The organism is Roseibium sp. RKSG952, assembly GCF_009711355.1.
Window position 1 is genome coordinate 19761 of sequence record NZ_SMMF01000928.1, and the last position, 17718, is coordinate 37478.

General features: G+C 55.9%; 18 protein-coding genes. 9 read left to right on the top strand and 9 right to left on the bottom strand.

Annotation, left to right across the window (positions count from 1 at the left end; genetic code table 11):
* Window positions 1-3 precede the first annotated feature (3 nt).
* The 4 genes from E1297_RS23660 (at window position 4) to E1297_RS23675 (ending at window position 4329) form a co-directional block, all read left to right on the top strand.
* The gene (locus E1297_RS23660) at window positions 4-381 is read left to right on the top strand and encodes a biopolymer transporter ExbD (protein WP_155142921.1); all 378 of its coding nucleotides are present in this window, start codon (window positions 4-6) and stop codon (window positions 379-381) included.
* Window positions 378-1475, top strand: a complete 1098-nt coding sequence (locus tag E1297_RS23665) for an energy transducer TonB (RefSeq protein ID WP_155142922.1) — start codon at window positions 378-380, stop codon at window positions 1473-1475. Before E1297_RS23660 ends, E1297_RS23665 begins: the two co-directional genes overlap by 4 nt.
* 248 nt (window positions 1476-1723) lie before the next feature.
* The gene (locus tag E1297_RS23670) at window positions 1724-3109 is read left to right on the top strand and encodes a bifunctional enoyl-CoA hydratase/phosphate acetyltransferase (RefSeq protein ID WP_155142924.1); all 1386 of its coding nucleotides are present in this window, start codon (window positions 1724-1726) and stop codon (window positions 3107-3109) included.
* On the top strand, window positions 3109-4329 hold the full coding sequence (locus tag E1297_RS23675) for an acetate/propionate family kinase (RefSeq protein WP_155142926.1): 1221 nt from the start codon (window positions 3109-3111) through the stop codon (window positions 4327-4329). Before E1297_RS23670 ends, E1297_RS23675 begins: the two co-directional genes overlap by 1 nt.
* Window positions 4330-4581: 252 nt before the next feature.
* Here E1297_RS23675 and gph read toward each other — a convergent pair whose 3' ends face one another.
* A complete protein-coding gene (gph, locus tag E1297_RS23680) occupies window positions 4582-5247 on the bottom strand; it encodes a phosphoglycolate phosphatase (RefSeq protein ID WP_155142928.1) in 666 nt (221 codons plus the stop codon).
* 220 nt (window positions 5248-5467) lie between these two features.
* Between gph and hemP the strand changes: the two genes are divergently transcribed.
* Both hemP and E1297_RS23690 read left to right on the top strand, forming a co-directional pair.
* Window positions 5468-5635, top strand: coding sequence for a hemin uptake protein HemP (gene hemP / locus E1297_RS23685; protein ID WP_155143008.1), 168 nt, complete (start codon window positions 5468-5470; stop codon window positions 5633-5635).
* Entirely contained in the window at window positions 5632-6108 is a 477-nt protein-coding gene (locus E1297_RS23690; RefSeq protein WP_155142930.1) for a hypothetical protein, read from the top strand. The genes hemP and E1297_RS23690 overlap by 4 nt, the downstream gene beginning before the upstream one ends.
* Before the next feature lie 45 nt (window positions 6109-6153).
* Here the strand turns inward: E1297_RS23690 and E1297_RS23695 are convergent, their stop codons facing one another.
* From E1297_RS23695 to E1297_RS23720, 6 genes are all read right to left on the bottom strand, one after another.
* Entirely contained in the window at window positions 6154-9219 is a 3066-nt protein-coding gene (locus tag E1297_RS23695) for an aminotransferase class III-fold pyridoxal phosphate-dependent enzyme (protein WP_155142932.1), read from the bottom strand.
* A gap of 15 nt (window positions 9220-9234) precedes the next feature.
* On the bottom strand, window positions 9235-10161 hold the full coding sequence (locus E1297_RS23700) for an NAD(P)-dependent oxidoreductase (protein ID WP_368669661.1): 927 nt from the start codon (window positions 10159-10161) through the stop codon (window positions 9235-9237).
* Between the two features lie 157 nt (window positions 10162-10318).
* On the bottom strand, window positions 10319-11077 hold the full coding sequence (locus E1297_RS23705; RefSeq protein WP_155142936.1) for an SDR family oxidoreductase: 759 nt from the start codon (window positions 11075-11077) through the stop codon (window positions 10319-10321).
* The gene (locus tag E1297_RS23710) at window positions 11074-12006 is read right to left on the bottom strand and encodes an SDR family oxidoreductase (RefSeq protein ID WP_155142938.1); all 933 of its coding nucleotides are present in this window, start codon (window positions 12004-12006) and stop codon (window positions 11074-11076) included. Before E1297_RS23710 ends, E1297_RS23705 begins: the two co-directional genes overlap by 4 nt.
* Window positions 12003-12905 carry a bile acid:sodium symporter family protein gene (locus E1297_RS23715; protein WP_155142940.1) on the bottom strand — a complete coding sequence of 301 codons (903 nt, stop codon included), beginning with the start codon at window positions 12903-12905 and terminating at the stop codon, window positions 12003-12005. Before E1297_RS23715 ends, E1297_RS23710 begins: the two co-directional genes overlap by 4 nt.
* Window positions 12902-14218, bottom strand: a complete 1317-nt coding sequence (locus E1297_RS23720) for an NAD(P)/FAD-dependent oxidoreductase (protein ID WP_155142942.1) — start codon at window positions 14216-14218, stop codon at window positions 12902-12904. Before E1297_RS23720 ends, E1297_RS23715 begins: the two co-directional genes overlap by 4 nt.
* A gap of 64 nt (window positions 14219-14282) precedes the next feature.
* On the opposite strand from E1297_RS23720, the gene E1297_RS23725 reads away from it, so the two are divergent.
* Complete coding sequence (locus E1297_RS23725; RefSeq protein WP_155142944.1) at window positions 14283-14948, top strand: TetR/AcrR family transcriptional regulator; 666 nt, start codon at window positions 14283-14285, stop codon at window positions 14946-14948.
* A gap of 230 nt (window positions 14949-15178) precedes the next feature.
* On the opposite strand, the gene E1297_RS23730 is transcribed toward E1297_RS23725, so the two are convergent.
* Window positions 15179-15799 carry a pyridoxamine 5'-phosphate oxidase family protein gene (locus E1297_RS23730; protein WP_155142946.1) on the bottom strand — a complete coding sequence of 207 codons (621 nt, stop codon included), beginning with the start codon at window positions 15797-15799 and terminating at the stop codon, window positions 15179-15181.
* Between the two features lie 11 nt (window positions 15800-15810).
* On the bottom strand, window positions 15811-16275 hold the full coding sequence (locus E1297_RS23735; protein ID WP_155142948.1) for a nuclear transport factor 2 family protein: 465 nt from the start codon (window positions 16273-16275) through the stop codon (window positions 15811-15813).
* A gap of 299 nt (window positions 16276-16574) precedes the next feature.
* Between E1297_RS23735 and E1297_RS23740 the strand changes: the two genes are divergently transcribed.
* Both E1297_RS23740 and E1297_RS50415 read left to right on the top strand, forming a co-directional pair.
* Window positions 16575-17138, top strand: a complete 564-nt coding sequence (locus E1297_RS23740) for a TetR/AcrR family transcriptional regulator (RefSeq protein ID WP_155142950.1) — start codon at window positions 16575-16577, stop codon at window positions 17136-17138.
* Between the two features lie 183 nt (window positions 17139-17321).
* Window positions 17322-17718, top strand: a 397-nt coding sequence (locus E1297_RS50415) for an acyl-CoA dehydrogenase family protein (protein ID WP_244327870.1), incomplete at its 3' end; no start/stop codon positions are given.

The following is a 17718-nucleotide window of genomic DNA, read 5'->3' on the forward strand; positions in this document are numbered from 1 at the left end:
CAGATGATCCGCTATCTTCGCCCACGCCGCAAACGCGATTCAACAATCCCCCTGATCAACGTCGTATTCCTGATGCTGATCTTCTTTCTGATCGCGGGTACGGTTGCGCCGCCCCTCGATCCCGATCTGGATCTTGTCGATACCTCCGAGCTTGCGGGTCGTGAGCCGCCGGACGCTCTGGTCCTGCATCAGGATGGGACTTTGAGCTTTCGGGGCCTGCCGACTGATCCTGATACATACATGATTGGTCACGGTACGGGCCCTGTGCGGATCGTTCCTGACCGGAACGCTTCCGGCCCGCGTTTGGTCGAAATCACAAGCGCGCTCCGCCGACTGGGTGCTTCTTCGGTGTTTCTTGTGACCCGGCAGGCTTTGGAATGATCCGGAAGTCCGCCTTTGTTGCGACTTTAGCTATCGTGCTGTCGCTGGTGGTGCATCTATTTGCTCTTAGTACCACTTCGTCGGGTCTGGCCGAGAGGTCTTCTCAACAGGCCAAGCCGAACACGGTCGAATTGAACAATACCTTTGAGGATCTTGCCGAAACGCCCGCCGAACCAGTCGAGCCCGAACCCGCCGAGGTGCCGGAGCCAGAGCCGCCTGTTGAAACTCCGCCAGAACCTGAACCGGCTGAAATTCCTACAAGTGAAGCGTTGGTCGCATCACCGGATCCGCAACGCGTTTATGCCCCTGATACAGGGTCCGCTCCGATTGTTCAGCCAGAAGCGCCCGAGCCTCAGCCGTCAGAGCCAGCAGATCAACCGGATGGCGAGGAACAGGCCAGCGACAGTGCAACTGAGACACCCCCAGCCGAAACTGGCGAGGTAGTTGAAATACCCGAAGGTAACCCAGACGCAATTCCGCCTGCCGCGGCCCCTGAGCCAGAGACGCTTGCAGCTTTGCCTGCTACCGAAGCCCCTCCGGTCCCCGTTGTTCCGCTCGAGAATGAGGCAGTTGATCCCGATATTCCTGACGCATCAACTGAACCCGAGACAGAAGCATCGGAGCAGGCGGTGGTCTCTTCTATCCGTCCACGTCTTCCGGAACGCCCGCCGTCAACAGAACCACAGGGTGCATTTTCAGGTTCAAAAAAGTTTGATGATCTGCGCTTTCCTCAAGAGGTGATTGAATCGCCGCTTCGTGCCTATCAGCGAGAGGGTCTTGATGCCTTCAAGAAAAGAACGGGCCGAACTGCGTCGGGGGGGCGCGGGCCCGGTAACTCGGACGTCACGAACTATGCTGGCGAGGTGCTTGTCCATTTGAACCGGACCCCGGTTGTTTATGTGTCAGCCCGGGGGTTTGCTCAGGTGTTCTTCGAAATCAATCCTGACGGTACCCTGGCCTGGGTTGATGTTGTCGACAGCTCGGGTTCGGCGGAGATTGATCGTGCTGCGAAGGATCAGGTTCGCAGAGCATCTCCCTTTCCACCGCCGCCGGGCGGTGTGAGTCGTAAACTGTCGTTCTTCTACCAAAAGTGACTGAAGCCAGTTGTCAGCTAGTCTGGGTCTGACCGGAATGAAAAGTGCCTGGGAATTCATGACTTCACGTCATTGGCGACATGGTTCCAGCAAGGCAATAAAAAGCTGAAAATTGCTCTCTTGGCAGAACGATATTCCAATTGTTTGCCGAAATGTACGTAGGCATTGGCCTGGATCAACAAATTATCACACGGGCAAGATAACTTGTGCCGGACAGATTCTAAAACTCAGTCGGGTAACGACCAAAAATGAGATATCACAATAAACCCTATGACCAGCTCAAGGTCGGCGACAGCGCCGAGCTAAGACGGATTTGCACAGAGGATGATTTCTTCGTGTTTGCGTCAAACTCGGGCAATCACAATCCACTCCATCTGGCCAATGAAGATGGCGACGGGGACACCGTGAACGAAGCCATCGCGCCGGCGATGTTCGTTGGGGCGCTGATCTCGGCTGTGCTTGGTAACATCCTTCCCGGTGCGGGCACCTTGTACAAATCGCAGAGTTTCGAGTTCGTGGATCGTGCCCATGCAGGTGATGAATTACTGGCGCGGGTAACCGTTGCCCAGAAATGCGATAACCGCGAGGTCGTAATGGATACGGAAGTCATCCGTCCTGACGATGACGCTGTAATCGTAACGGGTACTGCAGTTGTGATAGCACCGGAGAAAGAGCTTTCGTTCAGTGACATCGAAGTACCCGGTCTGGTGGTGCAGCGACACCGGCACTTTGATGCACTTTTGGATCGATCTCGTCCCCTGCCACCCATTCCCACCGCGGTGGTTGCGCCAGAGGAGCCGAATTCACTGGGTGGCGCCTTGCTGGCTGCGAAAGAGACGATAATTGATCCGATACTTGTCGGTGATCCCGACAAGATCCAAGCGGCGGCACGTGAGATAGATCTGCGATTGGGAAATGCCGAGATCGTCCCTGTGCGGGATCACTTTGATGCCGCAGGTGTAGCTGTCGATCTGGTTGTCGAGGGGCGTGCGCAGGCCCTGATGAAGGGACATCTGCACACCGACGACCTGTTGCGCGCCGCTTTGCGCAAGGAGCACGGTCTTCGTGCTGGCAGGCGTTTCACTCATGTTTTTGTTATGGACGTGCCGGGGCAACCGCATCCTTTGCTGGTGACGGATGCCGCGATCAATATCGAACCTGATCTTGAGACAAAGATCGACATCACCCAGAACGCCATCGATCTGGCCATCTCAATCGGTATCCAGTCTCCGAAGGCCGGAATACTGTCGGCGGTTGAAACGGTGAACCCCGCCATCAGATCGTCGATAGATGCAGCGCTGTTATCCAAGATGGCCGAGCGGGGTCAAATCCGAGGCGGGCTTGTGGATGGACCTTTGGCAATGGACAACGCGGTCAGTCTGGCCGCAGCCCGAACCAAGGGAATTGTATCCGAAGTGGCTGGCCGGGCGGATATTCTGGTGGTGCCTAACCTTGATGCCGGGAACATGCTGGCCAAGCAATTGACTTACATCGCGCATGCCGAAGGGGCAGGCGTTGTGCTGGGGGCTAAGGTGCCGATCATCCTGAATAGCAGGGCTGATGACGACAAGGCGCGGTTGGCTTCATGCGCTGTTGCGGCGTTGCACGCTGCCCGAATGGCGGAGCGGATTTGATGACCCATGTTGTGACCTTGAATTCGGGTTCGTCCTCTCTGAAGTTTGGTTTGTTCTCGATGCAGGGGGACGAGCCCGAGGCGATATGTACAGGCGAAGTTGATCGCATTGGCAGTCCGGCTGCACATATTCAGGCGACGGCCTTGGATGGCCGGGATCTGATTGATGAAACGTCCGAGGAGATTGTCGATCATCACAGCGCGCTCGACCACGTTCTGGATCTGGTGGTTCGGCAGTTTCCGGGCGTTACCATTTCAGCCGTTGGACATCGCATCGTGCATGGTGGACCTGACAATGACGGCCCGGTTCTGTTGACACGGAACAGTCTGAAGGACCTTGAACGTTTCTCGCCCTTTGCGCCGCTGCACCAGCCGTTCAACATCGCCGGAGCCCGCGCAGCGATGGAGCGGTTTCCGGACGCGGTTCAGATTGCGTGCTTTGATACTGCGTTTCATCGCAATCATCCGTGGGTTAATGACACCTTCGCACTGCCCGCCGTGTATTATGACATGGGCGTGCGGCGTTACGGGTTTCATGGGCTCAGCTATGACTACATTTCAAACCATATGGCCAAAACTGCGCCTCTGTTGCACAGCGGTCGCGTGATCGTTGCCCATCTCGGGAACGGGGCATCGATGTGTGGCATGATCAGCGGTCGTTCGGTCGGCTCCAGCATGGGGTTTTCGGCTTTGGATGGTTTGCCGATGGGAACCCGATGCGGACAACTGGATCCGGGCGTTGTCCTGTATCTCATGGAGCAGAAAGGCATGTCTGCCGCCCAGATAACCCAACTGCTGTACCGCGAGTCCGGTTTGCTTGGGATGTCGGGTCTGTCAAATGATATGCGCACGCTCGAGGAAGCGGATACTCCGGCAACACGCAAAGCGATCAGCTATTTCAATTTCCGGGCACGCCGTGAATTGGGGGCGCTTGCCGCCGTTTTGGGCGGTTTGGATGCGGTTGTGTTCACCGGGGGCATCGGTGAGAACTCGTCTCTGGCACGAGAGCGTATCTGTGCGGATATGGGATGGTTGGGGATTGAGTTAGACCCCGACGCGAACGCCGACAGCGCACGGGTTATCTCAACTCAGCTCTCACGGGTTCAGGTCATGGTTGTTCCGACGAACGAGGAACTGGTTATTGCGCGCGCTGCCGCGCAAATCTGTCGGTCACCAGCGAACTGCAGTGTTTCTGCACTGGAATTCAGCAGTCACATCTGAGCTAAAAAACCGGATTGGAAGACGATGCTGGCAGATAAGGACCTCGGGCCTTTCTGTCAGAAAAAATGCCCACCTACGGGAATCCCCCAATTTCGCGCATCGGCGCTGCAGGCTATCTTGATCTTAACAGGGTCATTCCTGACCAACCACTTTCCCCGATGAGGGGCTGGCATCTTACCCCCTCAGCCGGCCCCTCAAAAACCTTCTGACATAAGAAAACTGGCCGTTGCCCAAAACAATTTTCGGATTGGGTTAATCCGTTCCTGCCAAGTATTGGCCAACAAGTGCGGGCAATTTGGCGCTGTCATCGTAACTGATTGTATGCGGAATTTCTGCTACTGGTGACTTGCGATACCCTTCTGTGAACAGCAGAAACGGTACTTCGGCGCGTTTGGCTGTTTCGGCATCCACTTCGCTGTCACCAACAAACAGTCTGGGCCCTGAGCAGCCCAACGCATCAAAAGTTTCGTTTAAATGCTTGGGGTTAGGTTTGCGTACGGACAGTGTGTCACCGCCAAAAACAACATCAAAGTGATGGGCGAGTTTCAGTGCTTTCAACACATGGCGTGCCGGTTTTTCGGGTTTGTTGGTGCAGACGCCAAGGCGGTGTCCCTGCCCGCGTAACTCTGCCAATGCTTCCATGACGCCGGGATAAGGCACGGTCTGATCACTGGATGTTTTGTTGTAGTGATCCAAGGTCAGCTTCGTCAGCTCACCGTGGCGGTTCATGTCGATTTCGCAATGGCGAACTGTTCGTTCAACCAGCTTGGGCAGGCCATTTCCAACGAATCGCCCGATAATGGTTTGAGGCAATGGCGCGTGCCCAACATCGCCCAACATGCGATTCACGGCTCCGGCGAGATCAGCAAGGCTGTCTACCAACGTACCATCAAGGTCGAATACGATTGCTGCTGACATCTATTTGCACGCCTCTGTCGCCTGTTTAACAAGGCGTAACTCATTCAAACTAGAGGCGCAAATTGCAAGTTTCTGCACAAGCAAAATCCAGGTCTTGACATACCTTACTATTTTAATCAGATTAAGCGATGAAGCAACAGCCAACCCAATCCAGGGTCAGCCAGATCAGTGAATGCGAACAGATAAGGCGTTTCGCCTGAACAGCCCTGGAGATGTCCCGATGAACGCGCAGAACCCGAACCCCAGCCAATCCTATGCGGTTTCTATGCTTCCTTCCCACAAGGCCGAGGATCTGACTAAAGGTGGCAACCTGGCCCATATCGAGTTGGGCGACCAGCTTTACACTCTGCGCATCACCCGCGCCGGTAAGCTGATCTTGACAAAATGAGCGCTCCAAACTCACGCGGCGGAGCTGCCGTCGGGCGGCTATCCGACCTGAGCCCATTGGAGGCAGGTGCAGTCATGTATCTGCGACTGTGGAGCGAAGGAGCTGACGGGCGGGCAGATGCGGCCAGCGATTTCGATATCGCGCTGGGCGCGGATCAGGGACGTGCAGCAATGCTGACACTTGATCGTTTGTGCTCGCTGTGTGCCCATCACGGACGCCGTCCGCTGGTACGTCATGGGCTTGGTTGTGCGTGTCTGGGTGCTGACGAGAACTGCTTTGCCCAGATGATCGCAGCCGCCTCGGAAGGTGCGCGCGAGGATGCCATGATGATGGCCTCGCTTATCGTACGCCCAGATTTCGCTCCGGCATTGGCATCGCTTTCCGAAGAGCTTGGGCTTGCATTGCGTCGAATGACAACCGCGATACCGCTGCCAACAACCGGGCACAAAACCCCCTCGACCGTGTTGCACTGACAGGAAGATCGCAAAACCCAGGCCCACAAGAGCCGGGGTTTCGTTTTAACAGCAGCCACATCCTGCGTGATGGTGATCATGATCGCAGGCCGGGGCGGGTTCGAACGCCCCAACCTCGCTCAGAACATCGCGCAAGGCCCACAGGATCATGTCAACGTCTTCGGGTTCGATGGTCAAAGGTGGCCTGATTTTCAGGATGTTGTCCTTTGGCCCCTCGCTGCCGATGAGAATGCGATGATCGCGCATCCGGTTCTTGACGTATTTGCAGATTTCGGTGCCTTCGGAGCCATCGGGATTGATGAGTTCAACACCCAGAAACAGCCCCATGCCCCGCACATCACCGACACAGTCAAAATCAATTTCGATCTGACGCAGACCAGCCATAAGGAGTGCACCCATCGCGCTTGCGTTGTCCTGCAGGCCTTCGTCATCAACAATATCCAGAACCTCATTACCGATACGGCAGGACAGGGTTGAACCGCCAAAGGTCGAAAAGAACTCGATCCCGTTGTTGAAACTGTCGGCAATTGCCTTGGTCGTGACCAGAACGCCCAGCGGGTGACCGTTTCCAATGGGTTTCCCCATGACGACGATATCCGGCAGTGCCCCCTGATGTTCGAAACCGAAGTAATATTCACCCAACCGGCCTAGGCCAGTCTGAACCTCATCGGCGATACAGACACCTCCGGCAGCGCGGATTTTCTCGTAGACCGCTGGCAGATACCCTTTGGGTGGAATGATCTGACCACCCACCGAAGGGAAGGTTTCAGCAATGAAGCCAGCAACACCCTGACCCCGTTCGCGAAGCGCTTCAATCGCCGGATCCACCAGATCAGCGAATTTTGATGCACGCTCCGGATCGTCACGTTTGAACGATCCGCGATAGTCGTCTGCAACCTCCACCAGCTCGACCCAATCGGCCTTGCCAATTCCGCCCGGCTTGTTGAACTTGTAGGCCGAGATCGCCACCGCAGCATTGGTATTGCCGTGATAGCCATGATCAGGCGTTACGATCCCTTTCGCGCCGGTATGAGCACGGGCCAGACGCAGAGCCAGTTCGTTTGCTTCTGTACCCGAGTTCACGAAAAAGCAGACGTCGAAATGATCGGGCAGCTTTGACAATACCTTGTCGGCAAACGCGGTTTGCGCCGGGTGCAGGTATCGGGTGTTCGAGTTCATACGCTTCAGCTGATCTGCAGCAACAGCCTGAATTCGGGGATGAGCGTGACCCACATGTGGGACGTTATTGTAGGCGTCCAGATAGGGTCGACCCCACTCATCAAACAGATGATGTTTCCAACCACGCACCAGCATGACCGGATCGTCATAGGTCAACGACAGATTTCCACCGAATTGGTCGTGCCGTCCCTGCAGGATCGCCTGCTTGTCCGTCGGGTGATAGAAAACCTTCTCATCTGGCAGGTTCAGCAGCGCTGCCGGGTTTGGGCAAACCGCGTGCCACAGATACATCTCATCCGGATCGCCAACGCCGGGCCAGTCAGCTTCCATTCCGGCGGTCGTGAGCGCCAGCTGGAAATGTACATGCGGAGCCCAGCCGCCATTCTGGCTGGCATCCCCAAGCCGGGCAAAGGCCGCACCTTGTGCCACAGGGTCGCCGGGTTTCAGACGGTCGCAGACTTCTGGGTCCAGATGGCCGTAGAGTGTATAGAACGGATCACCTTCGGGCGTTTCGTGATGCAGGATGACGACACCGCCATAGTCGAGGTGACTGTCCCGGTTCTCAACAACTTCAACCCGGCCACTCATAGGCGCGTGCAGCACAGTGCCTGCCGGCGCGAACACGTCCACTGCCAGATGTACCGTGCGACGATCGGATGCTTTCCATGGTCCCTTGCGGAATCCGGGCTCGGCATAGATCAGACGCGGCTCGCTGTAATAGCCCAGCCACAGACCATCGCCAAACTCCTCACCCACGCGCGCAGCCTCTTCCAGCGGCATGTGGAACGGGTTCTGTGGCCACGTTGAGTTTTCAACTGACAGTGAGCCCATTGGAGTGTCGCTCAGGTCCTGTCCGAACATCTGGGCAAACTGGCCACGATGTTCGGACAGATAGGCGTGGATGCGTTCAGCACCATCCGTCACCGGCAACCCACACGCGGCCCGCAGGCGCGCGGGCATCAGGCCGCCATTTACCGATGTGTTCTCCAGAAAGCGCCAAGCCGGAGCCTGACTGATGGTTACATAAGGATCTTCGGGGTTTTCGATCGCCATCAGTGTCGAGTTCACGACGGAAACGGCCAGTCGCATGCGCAGAAGGGGCCAGATCAGGTCAACTTCTTCCGGTCGCAACCTGTTGGCTGCGTGATAACCACGTACCAGTGCAGTCAAGGCGCGCTCGGGCTTTGGATGATCCAGAACGATATAGGCACCGGCGATGGCCAGATCGCAGATGCGTGGCGCTGCGCACATGTCGCCTAGGTCGATCAGGCCAGAGATGCTCTGCCGTTGCCCCAATTCGCCTTCGACAAGGATATTGTAGTCGTTGGCATCATTGTGGATGGCCTGTTTCGGCAGCTCGTTCAGCTGGTCGGATATCGCAGCAAACCCGTCGGCGATTTCCTGCAGCAAAGCCCGTCTGTCGGGATCTACAATCGCATCCAGCTTGTCATTGATCCAGCCTGCCTGAACGAGATCCCATTTGAAATCCGAGCGATGCAGACCGTCATGCGAGAACCGTTCCAACGCGCGATCAGTGGCGCCAAGAGCGCGCCCCAGTTTCAGGATCAACTCTTCCCGTTTGGGGGCCGCTTTTGCGTAGCATTCCCCGGGCAGGCGTTCGAGCAACCAAACCAGTCTGGTTTGGCCCGCCTCATCTTCGATGCCGGGCAGCAGATTTCCATTCAGATCAGGAAACACCTTGGGAAATGGCAATCCAGGCGCTTCTGTCGCGATATGTTCAAGGGCTTTCACCTGCAAATCGACGAACTCAGCTTCGCAATCTGCCCGCATGACCTTCAGCACGTAGTCCTGACCATTGGTTGCCTGAACCAGAAAGTTGAGGTCATATTCGCCATCCAGCTGCGTCAGCTTGGCTTCGTGACCCCAATGCCTGCGCAGGGCGCCTGCCCAGAATTCTGTCAAATCGCTCATCAGCCTGAGTGTCCTTTAGTCCAGCGCCCGCAGCCGTTTGATCAGCGAGGATGTATCCCAACGCCCGCCGCCCAGTTTCTGCACGTCCTTGTAAAACTGATCGACCAACGCCGTGACCGGCAGCGAAGCGCCGTTTTCATTGGCTTCATCGAGGCAGATACCAAGATCCTTGCGCATCCAGTCCACTGCAAAGCCATAGTCGAAATGATCGTCCAGCATGGTTTCGTGACGGTTTACCATCTGCCAGCTGCCAGCAGCGCCCTGACTGATGACTTCGACAACTGCGCGGCCATCCAGCCCTGCTTTTTCAGCGAAATGAATAGCCTCACTGAGACCTTGAACGACACCAGCGATGGCAATCTGATTGCACATTTTGGTCATCTGGCCCGCTCCGCTGTCGCCAATACGGCGGCAGACTTTCGAATAAACCTGCATCACTGGCTCGGCTTTGTCATAAGCCGCCTGATCGCCACCACACATGATCGAAAGCACTCCGTTTTCAGCCCCGGCCTGACCACCTGAGATTGGCGCGTCGACAAAATCGATGCCCTGCGCGGCGGCCGCATCGTATAACTCGCGTGTAACTTTTGCGGAAACTGTGGTGTGATCGACGAAAATTGCGCCCTTTGACATGCCCCCAAAGGCACCGCTTTCACCAGTGCAGATCATTCGCAGATCGTCGTCATTTCCAACACAGGCCTTAACGAATTCTGCACCCTGTACCGCTTGTTCCGGTGTCATAGCCATCGCACCGCCATGTTGTTCAACCCAGGCTTCGGCCTTGGCTGCAGTGCGATTATAAACAGTGACTTCGTGACCCGCTGCCTGCAGGTGACCGGCCATGGGATAACCCATGACGCCCAGGCCAAGGAACGCGACTTTTGCCATTTGGTGATCCTCTCCGCTGTCCGGCCTCTCCCTCTGCTTTGCAGCAGGCCGGATTGTTCAGCAGAGACAAAGCAAAGCTGGGGCCAAAGGGCAACCCCGGGTCACGTTTTACGACCAAGATCCTTCTGAATTGGGTAATTCGGGCGATCATCGCCTGCACTGGCGTCAATCAGGTGGCTGAACTGTGCCACCGCCAAGTTTCTCTAAAGCCTCACTGGCCGCGAATGTTTCGCTCCATCAAATGCTGGTACAGGCGCGGGGAAAGGCGATTGAGCCACCATGCAAGCCGTGCGACCCGTCCGACAGGTATGGTTGGCTGCGATTTGTCCAGACCACGCAAAATGGTGGCTGCTGCATCTGCAGGGCTCATTTCATCCATCCCGTCCGCTGCTGATCCTGGACGCGCCGTTCCATCAGCTTGCCTGTCGGCGTTGCCCGGATTGGTCGAAACAAAGGAAGGCGCCGCGAGATGGACCTGAACGCCATGCGGTTTTTCTTCTGATCGCAGCGATTTAAAGAACCCTTCCAACGCGTGTTTGGACGCAGCATAGGCAGTGCGATGATAGAGAGGGGCAAACCCTGCCACCGAAGAGATCGCCAAATGCGTACCTTTGGATGCGCGAATCTCTGAAAGAAACGCGCGTGCCATGGCGACGGCCGCGAAATAGTTGATCTCGAACACTTTGCGGTGACTTGCATCATCGGACTGATCAAACCCGCAGATTTGCGTGATGCCTGCGTTGTATATGACCAGATCGATCGTTTCGCTCGTGGCGATGGTTTCTTCGACAGCTTTGGCCAGTTGATCCTTTTTGGTCAGGTCGCACGTGATCGGCAGTTGTGAGGGCGTTGTCGATAATCCTGACACATCCAAGTCAAGCAACACAACGCGCCATCCGCGCGCTTGCAGCGCCGCTGACAAGGCCTGACCCAATCCGCCGGCTCCACCAGATATCACTGCTGTTTTCATAGGCCTGCCTGCTGTTTCCAGAGATCAAAAACTTCGGCGCTGGTCTTTTCGGGCGTATAGCCGAATTCGGATTTCAAAGCGGTATTGTCCAGAACAGGACGGTATTGCAGAAACCTGACCTGTTCGGGGCCATAGCGCGACAACCCAAGCGGACGTGCGATCGAGAGGGCAGCCTTCAGCGACCAGGGCGGCAAGCGCAGAACGGACTTGTTCATAGCTTTGGCCAGATCGCCGACACCAAGCGCTCCGTCTCCGGCCACGTTATAGATGCCGGCGGGCCCGTCGGTTGCAGCACGTTTGAGTATGCGGGCCAGATCGCGGGTCCAAATGAAGACAAACGGGCTTTCACTACCTGACACCGCCAGTAGTCGGGGTTTGTGAAACAATGCCGTGATCTGGTTTTCTGTACCTTCGCCCAGCACCGTACCGACACGTAGAACAACCTGCTCGAGTTCTGGGGCCAGCTTTCGTGCCTCGGCCAGCAGCTCCTCGACTTGTCGCTTGTGATCTGAATAGGGAAACTCAGGGTTTCCGCGCAGAGGATCCTGCTCGCGCAACGGAACCCGGTTGTCGGCATGGTATCCATACGCGGCACCAGACGAGGTGACCACCAGCCGTCGGACACCATTGGCAATGGCCGCGTTTACAACCTTCCGCGTTCCTTCGACATCGACCGCATACGCAGTTTCGCGCCCCATCTTCGGCGGAGGGGTGACGATCGATGCCAAATGCACGATGACGTCTGGCTTGACCTTCGAAATGACCCGTGCGGGTTCACCCGTTGTGACGTCCATCCGCAGATAGGTGACTTCATCCGGCATGAAGTCCGGGCGATGCAGGTCGGTGGCAAAAACTTGGTGGTCTTTCAGCTCGGACAGAAGTGAGTGTCCGACCATGCCCGCAGCGCCGGTGATAAGGATACGTGTCATTGCGCAGCCTCAGTTCTGGCCATCACGGATGCCAACGCCAAGCCCGAGATCGCATGCCAGATTCCCCAGAAGGCTGCGACCACGGCCATTCCCCCCAACCCGTGGAAGAAGGCAAATATCAATACAAGCCCGAGGCCTGAATTCTGAATGCCCGTCTCAATGGTTACGGCGCGGCGGTCGTAAGGGGACAGCCGGGTCAGAGTGGCAACGACCCAACCGCCCCCCAGAGCCAATGCATTGTGAAGGATCACAAGCCCGGCGACAGCTCCGGCGTAGCTCAGGAAGAACCCCCAGTTGGCCGCCAGAGCGAGTATGATGAAGGCCACGAAGATGCCCATTGAAAGATACTGCAGCGGTACCCGCAGTCGCGCGGTCAGGTCCGGGCGGCGCTGGTTCAGAGTGACACCCAGAACCAGTGGCAGGATCAGCATCAGCCCGACGATGATCGCGATCTGGACCGGGTCGATTTTGGTTTGTTGCAGGATTTCCCGTGTTGGTGGATACAGCCCGCCCCAAAGGGCGATGTTGAACGGTGTCATGACAATCGCGCCGACGGTCGCGAAAGCGGTCATTGAAACGGACAAGGCCGCATTCCCACCAGCCCGATGTGTGATGAAGTTCGAGATATTGCCGCCGGGACACGCCGCAACAAGGATCAGCCCTAGCGCAATCGACGGGCGTGGCGCAACAAGCCAGACCAGAGCAAAGGTCAAAGCGGGCAACACGACAAACTGAGAAACCAACCCGACAACAACAGGTTTTGGCGCTCGACGCAGGCGGTCAAAATCCCGAGGCGTGAGATCAATGGCAATCGAGAACATCACAATCGCCAAAATCGCGTTCAACAGCGTCAACGATGCTGGGCTGAAGTTCAGCGTAATCTCGTCGATGCCGGTCATGTCGCGGCTTTCCTGAACCGTTCGATCCAGCCGGTAACCGCTTTGCGATAGGTCGCCTTATCGACGTAGTAGGCCATGCGGGCGAGTTTGAGATAGTTCATGCCTCCGGTGGCGCGCTCATAGTTTTCTTGTTTTTTGACTTTCAGCTCAGCAGCGACGGGGCAGCCGTTCCGAATGCCTTTTATGTAGCGCGCCACCATCTCGGCCTGCTCGTGCCGCCCCTGCCAGCCCAATCCGGTTGCTTCGATCATGCCCAGAACGAACAGGTCATCGCGCTCCGGGTGCATGGAGTTGAGATAGAGATGAGGTGCATCGCCCTGCCAGTTCAGCAGGTTCGGGTCGATGAAGGGGTAATGCAGTTTGTATCCCGTAGCGGCGAGGATCATGTCGTAATCCTCGCTGCTGCCGTCTTTGAAATGGACCGTTTTGCCGTCGATCTTGTCGATGTCGGGCTGAATGCGCAGATCGCCATGGCCTGCGTGATAAAGCACCAGAGAATTCACCACCGGGTGACTTTCGTAGAGCTTATAGTCCGGTTTGGGAAAACCGTATTTCTGCGGATCGCCGACGAACCAACCAAGGATCAAGTTATCGACTTTGCGTTTTAGCCACATGGGCAGGCGGATCATGCCCCCCATCGTGTCGGCAGGTTTGCCGAACACATATTTGGGAACAAAGTAATAGCCGCGCCGCATCGACAGATCGCAAAGCTCTGCGTGGTGAATGGCGTCCACCGCTATGTCGCAGCCCGAGTTTCCTGCGCCGACAACCAGCACGCGTTTGCCATCGAACTGACTGGGGTAGCGATACTCAGATGCGTGGATCAGCTCGCCATCAAAGGTGCCGGGAAATTCCGGCATGTTGGGCTCGGACAGGGTGCCGTTGGCGATCAGAACTCCGGCAAATTCAGCTTCATGCTCACCTTCCTGATCGCGCCAGCTGACATGCCAGCCATCGCCGGGTCCACCCAGAGGAGAGACTTTGGTGACCTCGGTGTTGAACTTGTAGTGGTCGCGCAGTCCAAAGTTGTCTGCAAAGGCGCGAAAATAGTCGCGCATCGCACGATGAGATGGGTATTCAGCGACCGCATCCTCCATAGGGAAGTCTGCGAATTCGGTCATCCGCTTGGACGAGATCAGATGCGCCGTTTCGTACATGGTCGATTTGGGGCCATCGATGTCCCACAAACCGCCCACATTCGAATGCAGCTCGAACCCCTGAAAGGGGATGCCCTGTTCTTTCAGAACCTTAGCCGCAGCCAGCCCCATTGGACCCGCCCCGATCAAGGCGAATGCCTCACGTGATTGTGTCATGAACCCTCCCCTGTTCTTGAGGTTTAAATTGAACGATCGTATAAAATAAGGCAAGATGAAAATTATGACTCTGAAAAACACCGAAAAACCAAGAAAAAGAGCACCATCGCAGCGGTCACTGCAGACCAGGGCAAAGATTCTGGATGCGGCTGAAACTCTGTTTGCCGAACGGGGATTCGAGGGGGCATCAATCCGCGACATTGCGGCAAAGGCGGGGGTGCAAGTCGGATTGGTGCAGCATCACGGCGGCACTAAAGAGGAGCTGTTTTATAAAACCGTTGCGCGTCGTGCAGACGAACTGGCCGGTCTCAGGATTGCGGCTCTGACTGAGGCGAAAGCCAAAGGGGCGCTGACCGTGCGCCAAATTCTGGATTGTTTCATCAGACCCTATGTGACGCTGGCCGAGGCAGGTGGACCCGGATGGATGTCTTATGGGCGTCTGGTGGCCCATGTTTCGGTCGATCCACGCTGGCGCAAAATTGCAGCCGAGTGTTTCGATCCGACAGCGCAAAGGTTCATCGCGGAGATTTCAGACTTGTATCCCGGCGTCGATTCCGCCTTGCTGGCAAGCGGGCAGATTTACTCTGTATCGGCTGTGCTGGCTCATCTGAACAGTGCTTGGCGAGTGGAAGCTTTGTCCAAAGGCGGAGAGTTGAGTGGCATCGATCAGCTTGTTGAATTTTGTACTGCGGGTATTGAGGCGATGGCTGCTTCTGCCCAGAACGACTGAGCCGAGGGCCTTTTATTGCCGCTTTAGCTGATCCAGCAACAATGTATTGTAGAGAGAGGGCGGCGATGTTCGTACGGCTTCTGGTGATGCGAAAAAACCAAACATCATAATGGCAATTGAAAACGCGCAGCCAACCAGCGCTATGGCGGCAACATTCAATGCTGATCGTAGCATGACAAACAAACCTTTTTTCTAAAATTACTTTCGGTATTGCGGATCATCGGGACTGATCATGCCCGCTTGGCCAGCTCTTGCTTAAGGCGCACATTTTCGTTTTGTAGCTGAGCAAGTTGTTGCCCTAGTGTGTTAAGGTGGGGGCGCAGCTCAGCTTCGGTAAACCGGGGCGTAATATGGCGCGGACAATTCCAGTCTAGCGCTTCGACCCGGATGAGAACGGCGCGTTCTGCCGGAGCATCCGCGTCCTCCGGGTACAAGCTGGCTGCCGCAGTTTCACCTTCGGTGAACTCAACCCGCCCCAAAATCTTCAGGCGACGTTGGTTGGCATAGTCCATCAGGATCATTGCGATCCGATCGTTGCCGTCCAGATTTCCCCGGGAAATATACTGTTTGTTGCCAGAAAAATCGGCATATCCGATAGTGGTCGGACCCAGCACCTTCAGAAATCCGATCGGTCCGCCGCGATACTGTACATATGGCCACCCGGTTTCGGAAACGGTGGATTGATAGAACCCATCCCGCGCTTGGATGAATGCCTTTTCGGCGTCACCGATCTGATGACCCTGCTGTGGGCCGCCTTCAATGAACTTTGAATAGGACGCGGCTGAACCCATACGCTCCTGATGGGCGCGGACGGCTGGGGTAAAGGTCAGTTCGGAAAAAGCGCGGGGCATGTTGTGTCCTTTCAAAGACCCAGTTCAGACAGGCCGGGGTGGTCATCGGGGCGTGGCCCGAGCGGCCAGTGATACAGCCGTTCGCCTTCGGTAATCGGGAGGTCGTTCAATGAGGCATGGCGATGCGCCATTCTGCCATCTTCGGCAAACTCCCAGTTTTCGTTGCCATAAGATCGGAACCACTGACCGCTGTCGTCACGCCATTCATAAGCATAGCGCACGGCAATGCGGTTTCCTAAAAAGGCCCACAGTTCTTTGATCAGTCGATATTCCATCTCCTTGTGCCATTTGCGGGTCAGGAAGGCATGGATGTCCGCGTGACCTGTCAGAAATTCTGCACGATTCCGCCATTGGCTGTCGTCGGAATAGGCAGGCGTAACGACATCCGGATCACGGCTGTTCCAGGCATTCTCAGCCATTCGTACTTTTTGAATAGCTGTATCAAGCGTGAATGGAGGTAGGGGTGGTCGTTTCATCTTGGATCTTTCAGGTCAGTGAGGCGGCCAGAAGGGCCAGGGTTAAAAGCAGTGGAAGATACTGAGATGAAAATGGGTTGGGGTAACGGCGCATGGGTTTAATCCTGGGTGTACAGATCGGTAAACTTATGCAAGTAAATGTACCGATCTGTTAACTTTTTCAAGTATCACTCGGAAATATTTTTGAAACTTTAGTGTCGCCTGTGATTAGATTGTTTGGATTCAATGGCTTGCATGGGGTCATTGCAACGTATCGCTCGCAACAATATGTACTGATCAGTACACTAAGGAGCCGAATCATGCGCCCCAACAAACGAGATGAGCTGGTGCGAAAGGCGCTGCAGGTCTTTTATCGTGATGGATTTCACGCAACCGGCATGGACAAGCTTGTTGCGGAAACCGGGGTTTCAAAAACCTCGATGTACAAACACTTCCGCACCAAAGAGGAGCTTATTCTGGCAGCCCTGAGGTTGCGGGACGAAAACTTCCGCAACTGGTTTCTGCGCCGGATTGAAGAGCTTGCCGATACGCCCGCTGAACAACTGATTGCCAGTTTCGATGCGCTGAAAGAGTGGTTTGAGGAAGACAGTTTCCGGGGCTGCATGTTCATCAAGGCAGGCGCTGAATATCAGGATAAAGATCATCCCATTCATGTACAGGCCGCCGAACACAAGCGGGTTTTGTTAGAGTATTTCACAGAGCTCGCCCGCAAGGCGGGCGCACGAAATCCCGAAAAGCTGGGTTGCCAGTTGCTGCTCCTGAAAGAGGGGGCAATCGTGACGGCGGTGCTGCTGAAAAGCTGCGATCCAGCACAGGATGCCAAAGAAGCCGCGCAGGTTCTGCTGGATAACGCACTGGCGTGACGGATCAAACCTAGCTGAAATCTGCAATTTACTGATTTTGTGGAAGACCTGAGCCGGTTTGTCCGTCCATTCATTGCGTTTAAAGAACGTTACGTTGCGAAGAAGCTGGACGCCACGTCACACGGATTGGCTGGAATCGCGGTGAAAGGTAGCCTTCCGGTAACTTTAGATCGGAGACGAGATATGTCGCTTTTTTCCAGCACCGCCGCATGGGTTACTGACGAACACCGGATGTTTGCCGAGATGGCAGGCCGGTTCATGGATGATGAACTGGTTCCCAACATTGAAAACTGGGTCGATAATGGCGTTGTGGATCGGGATTTCTGGCACAAAGCAGGTGCAGCCGGTCTGATGGCTGGTGCCATTGACGAAGAATACGGCGGCGTTGGCGGTGGCATGGGCTTTGACTCGGTCACGATCTATGAGCAGACCTCTCGCGGGGATGCCGGTTGGGGATATGGCATCCAATCGATTGTGACCCATTACATCACCGCCTATGGCAGCGAGGACCAAAAGCAGAAATGGCTGCCTAAACTGGCATCCGGCGAAATGGTCGGTGCGATTGCTATGACCGAGCCCG

What these genes read in the sequence shown, in the direction of transcription:
- E1297_RS23660 (WP_155142921.1), top strand. Translation starts at nt 4, where the DNA reads ATGATCCGCTATCTTCGCCCACGCCGCAAACGCGATTCAACAATCCCC.
- E1297_RS23665 (WP_155142922.1), top strand. Translation starts at nt 378, where the DNA reads ATGATCCGGAAGTCCGCCTTTGTTGCGACTTTAGCTATCGTGCTGTCG.
- E1297_RS23670 (WP_155142924.1), top strand. Translation starts at nt 1,724, where the DNA reads ATGAGATATCACAATAAACCCTATGACCAGCTCAAGGTCGGCGACAGC.
- E1297_RS23675 (WP_155142926.1), top strand. Translation starts at nt 3,109, where the DNA reads ATGACCCATGTTGTGACCTTGAATTCGGGTTCGTCCTCTCTGAAGTTT.
- gph (WP_155142928.1), bottom strand. Translation starts at nt 5,247, where the DNA reads ATGTCAGCAGCAATCGTATTCGACCTTGATGGTACGTTGGTAGACAGC.
- hemP (WP_155143008.1), top strand. Translation starts at nt 5,468, where the DNA reads ATGAACGCGCAGAACCCGAACCCCAGCCAATCCTATGCGGTTTCTATG.
- E1297_RS23690 (WP_155142930.1), top strand. Translation starts at nt 5,632, where the DNA reads ATGAGCGCTCCAAACTCACGCGGCGGAGCTGCCGTCGGGCGGCTATCC.
- E1297_RS23695 (WP_155142932.1), bottom strand. Translation starts at nt 9,219, where the DNA reads ATGAGCGATTTGACAGAATTCTGGGCAGGCGCCCTGCGCAGGCATTGG.
- E1297_RS23705 (WP_155142936.1), bottom strand. Translation starts at nt 11,077, where the DNA reads ATGAAAACAGCAGTGATATCTGGTGGAGCCGGCGGATTGGGTCAGGCC.
- E1297_RS23710 (WP_155142938.1), bottom strand. Translation starts at nt 12,006, where the DNA reads ATGACACGTATCCTTATCACCGGCGCTGCGGGCATGGTCGGACACTCA.
- E1297_RS23715 (WP_155142940.1), bottom strand. Translation starts at nt 12,905, where the DNA reads ATGACCGGCATCGACGAGATTACGCTGAACTTCAGCCCAGCATCGTTG.
- E1297_RS23720 (WP_155142942.1), bottom strand. Translation starts at nt 14,218, where the DNA reads ATGACACAATCACGTGAGGCATTCGCCTTGATCGGGGCGGGTCCAATG.
- E1297_RS23725 (WP_155142944.1), top strand. Translation starts at nt 14,283, where the DNA reads ATGACTCTGAAAAACACCGAAAAACCAAGAAAAAGAGCACCATCGCAG.
- E1297_RS23730 (WP_155142946.1), bottom strand. Translation starts at nt 15,799, where the DNA reads ATGCCCCGCGCTTTTTCCGAACTGACCTTTACCCCAGCCGTCCGCGCC.
- E1297_RS23735 (WP_155142948.1), bottom strand. Translation starts at nt 16,275, where the DNA reads ATGAAACGACCACCCCTACCTCCATTCACGCTTGATACAGCTATTCAA.
- E1297_RS23740 (WP_155142950.1), top strand. Translation starts at nt 16,575, where the DNA reads ATGCGCCCCAACAAACGAGATGAGCTGGTGCGAAAGGCGCTGCAGGTC.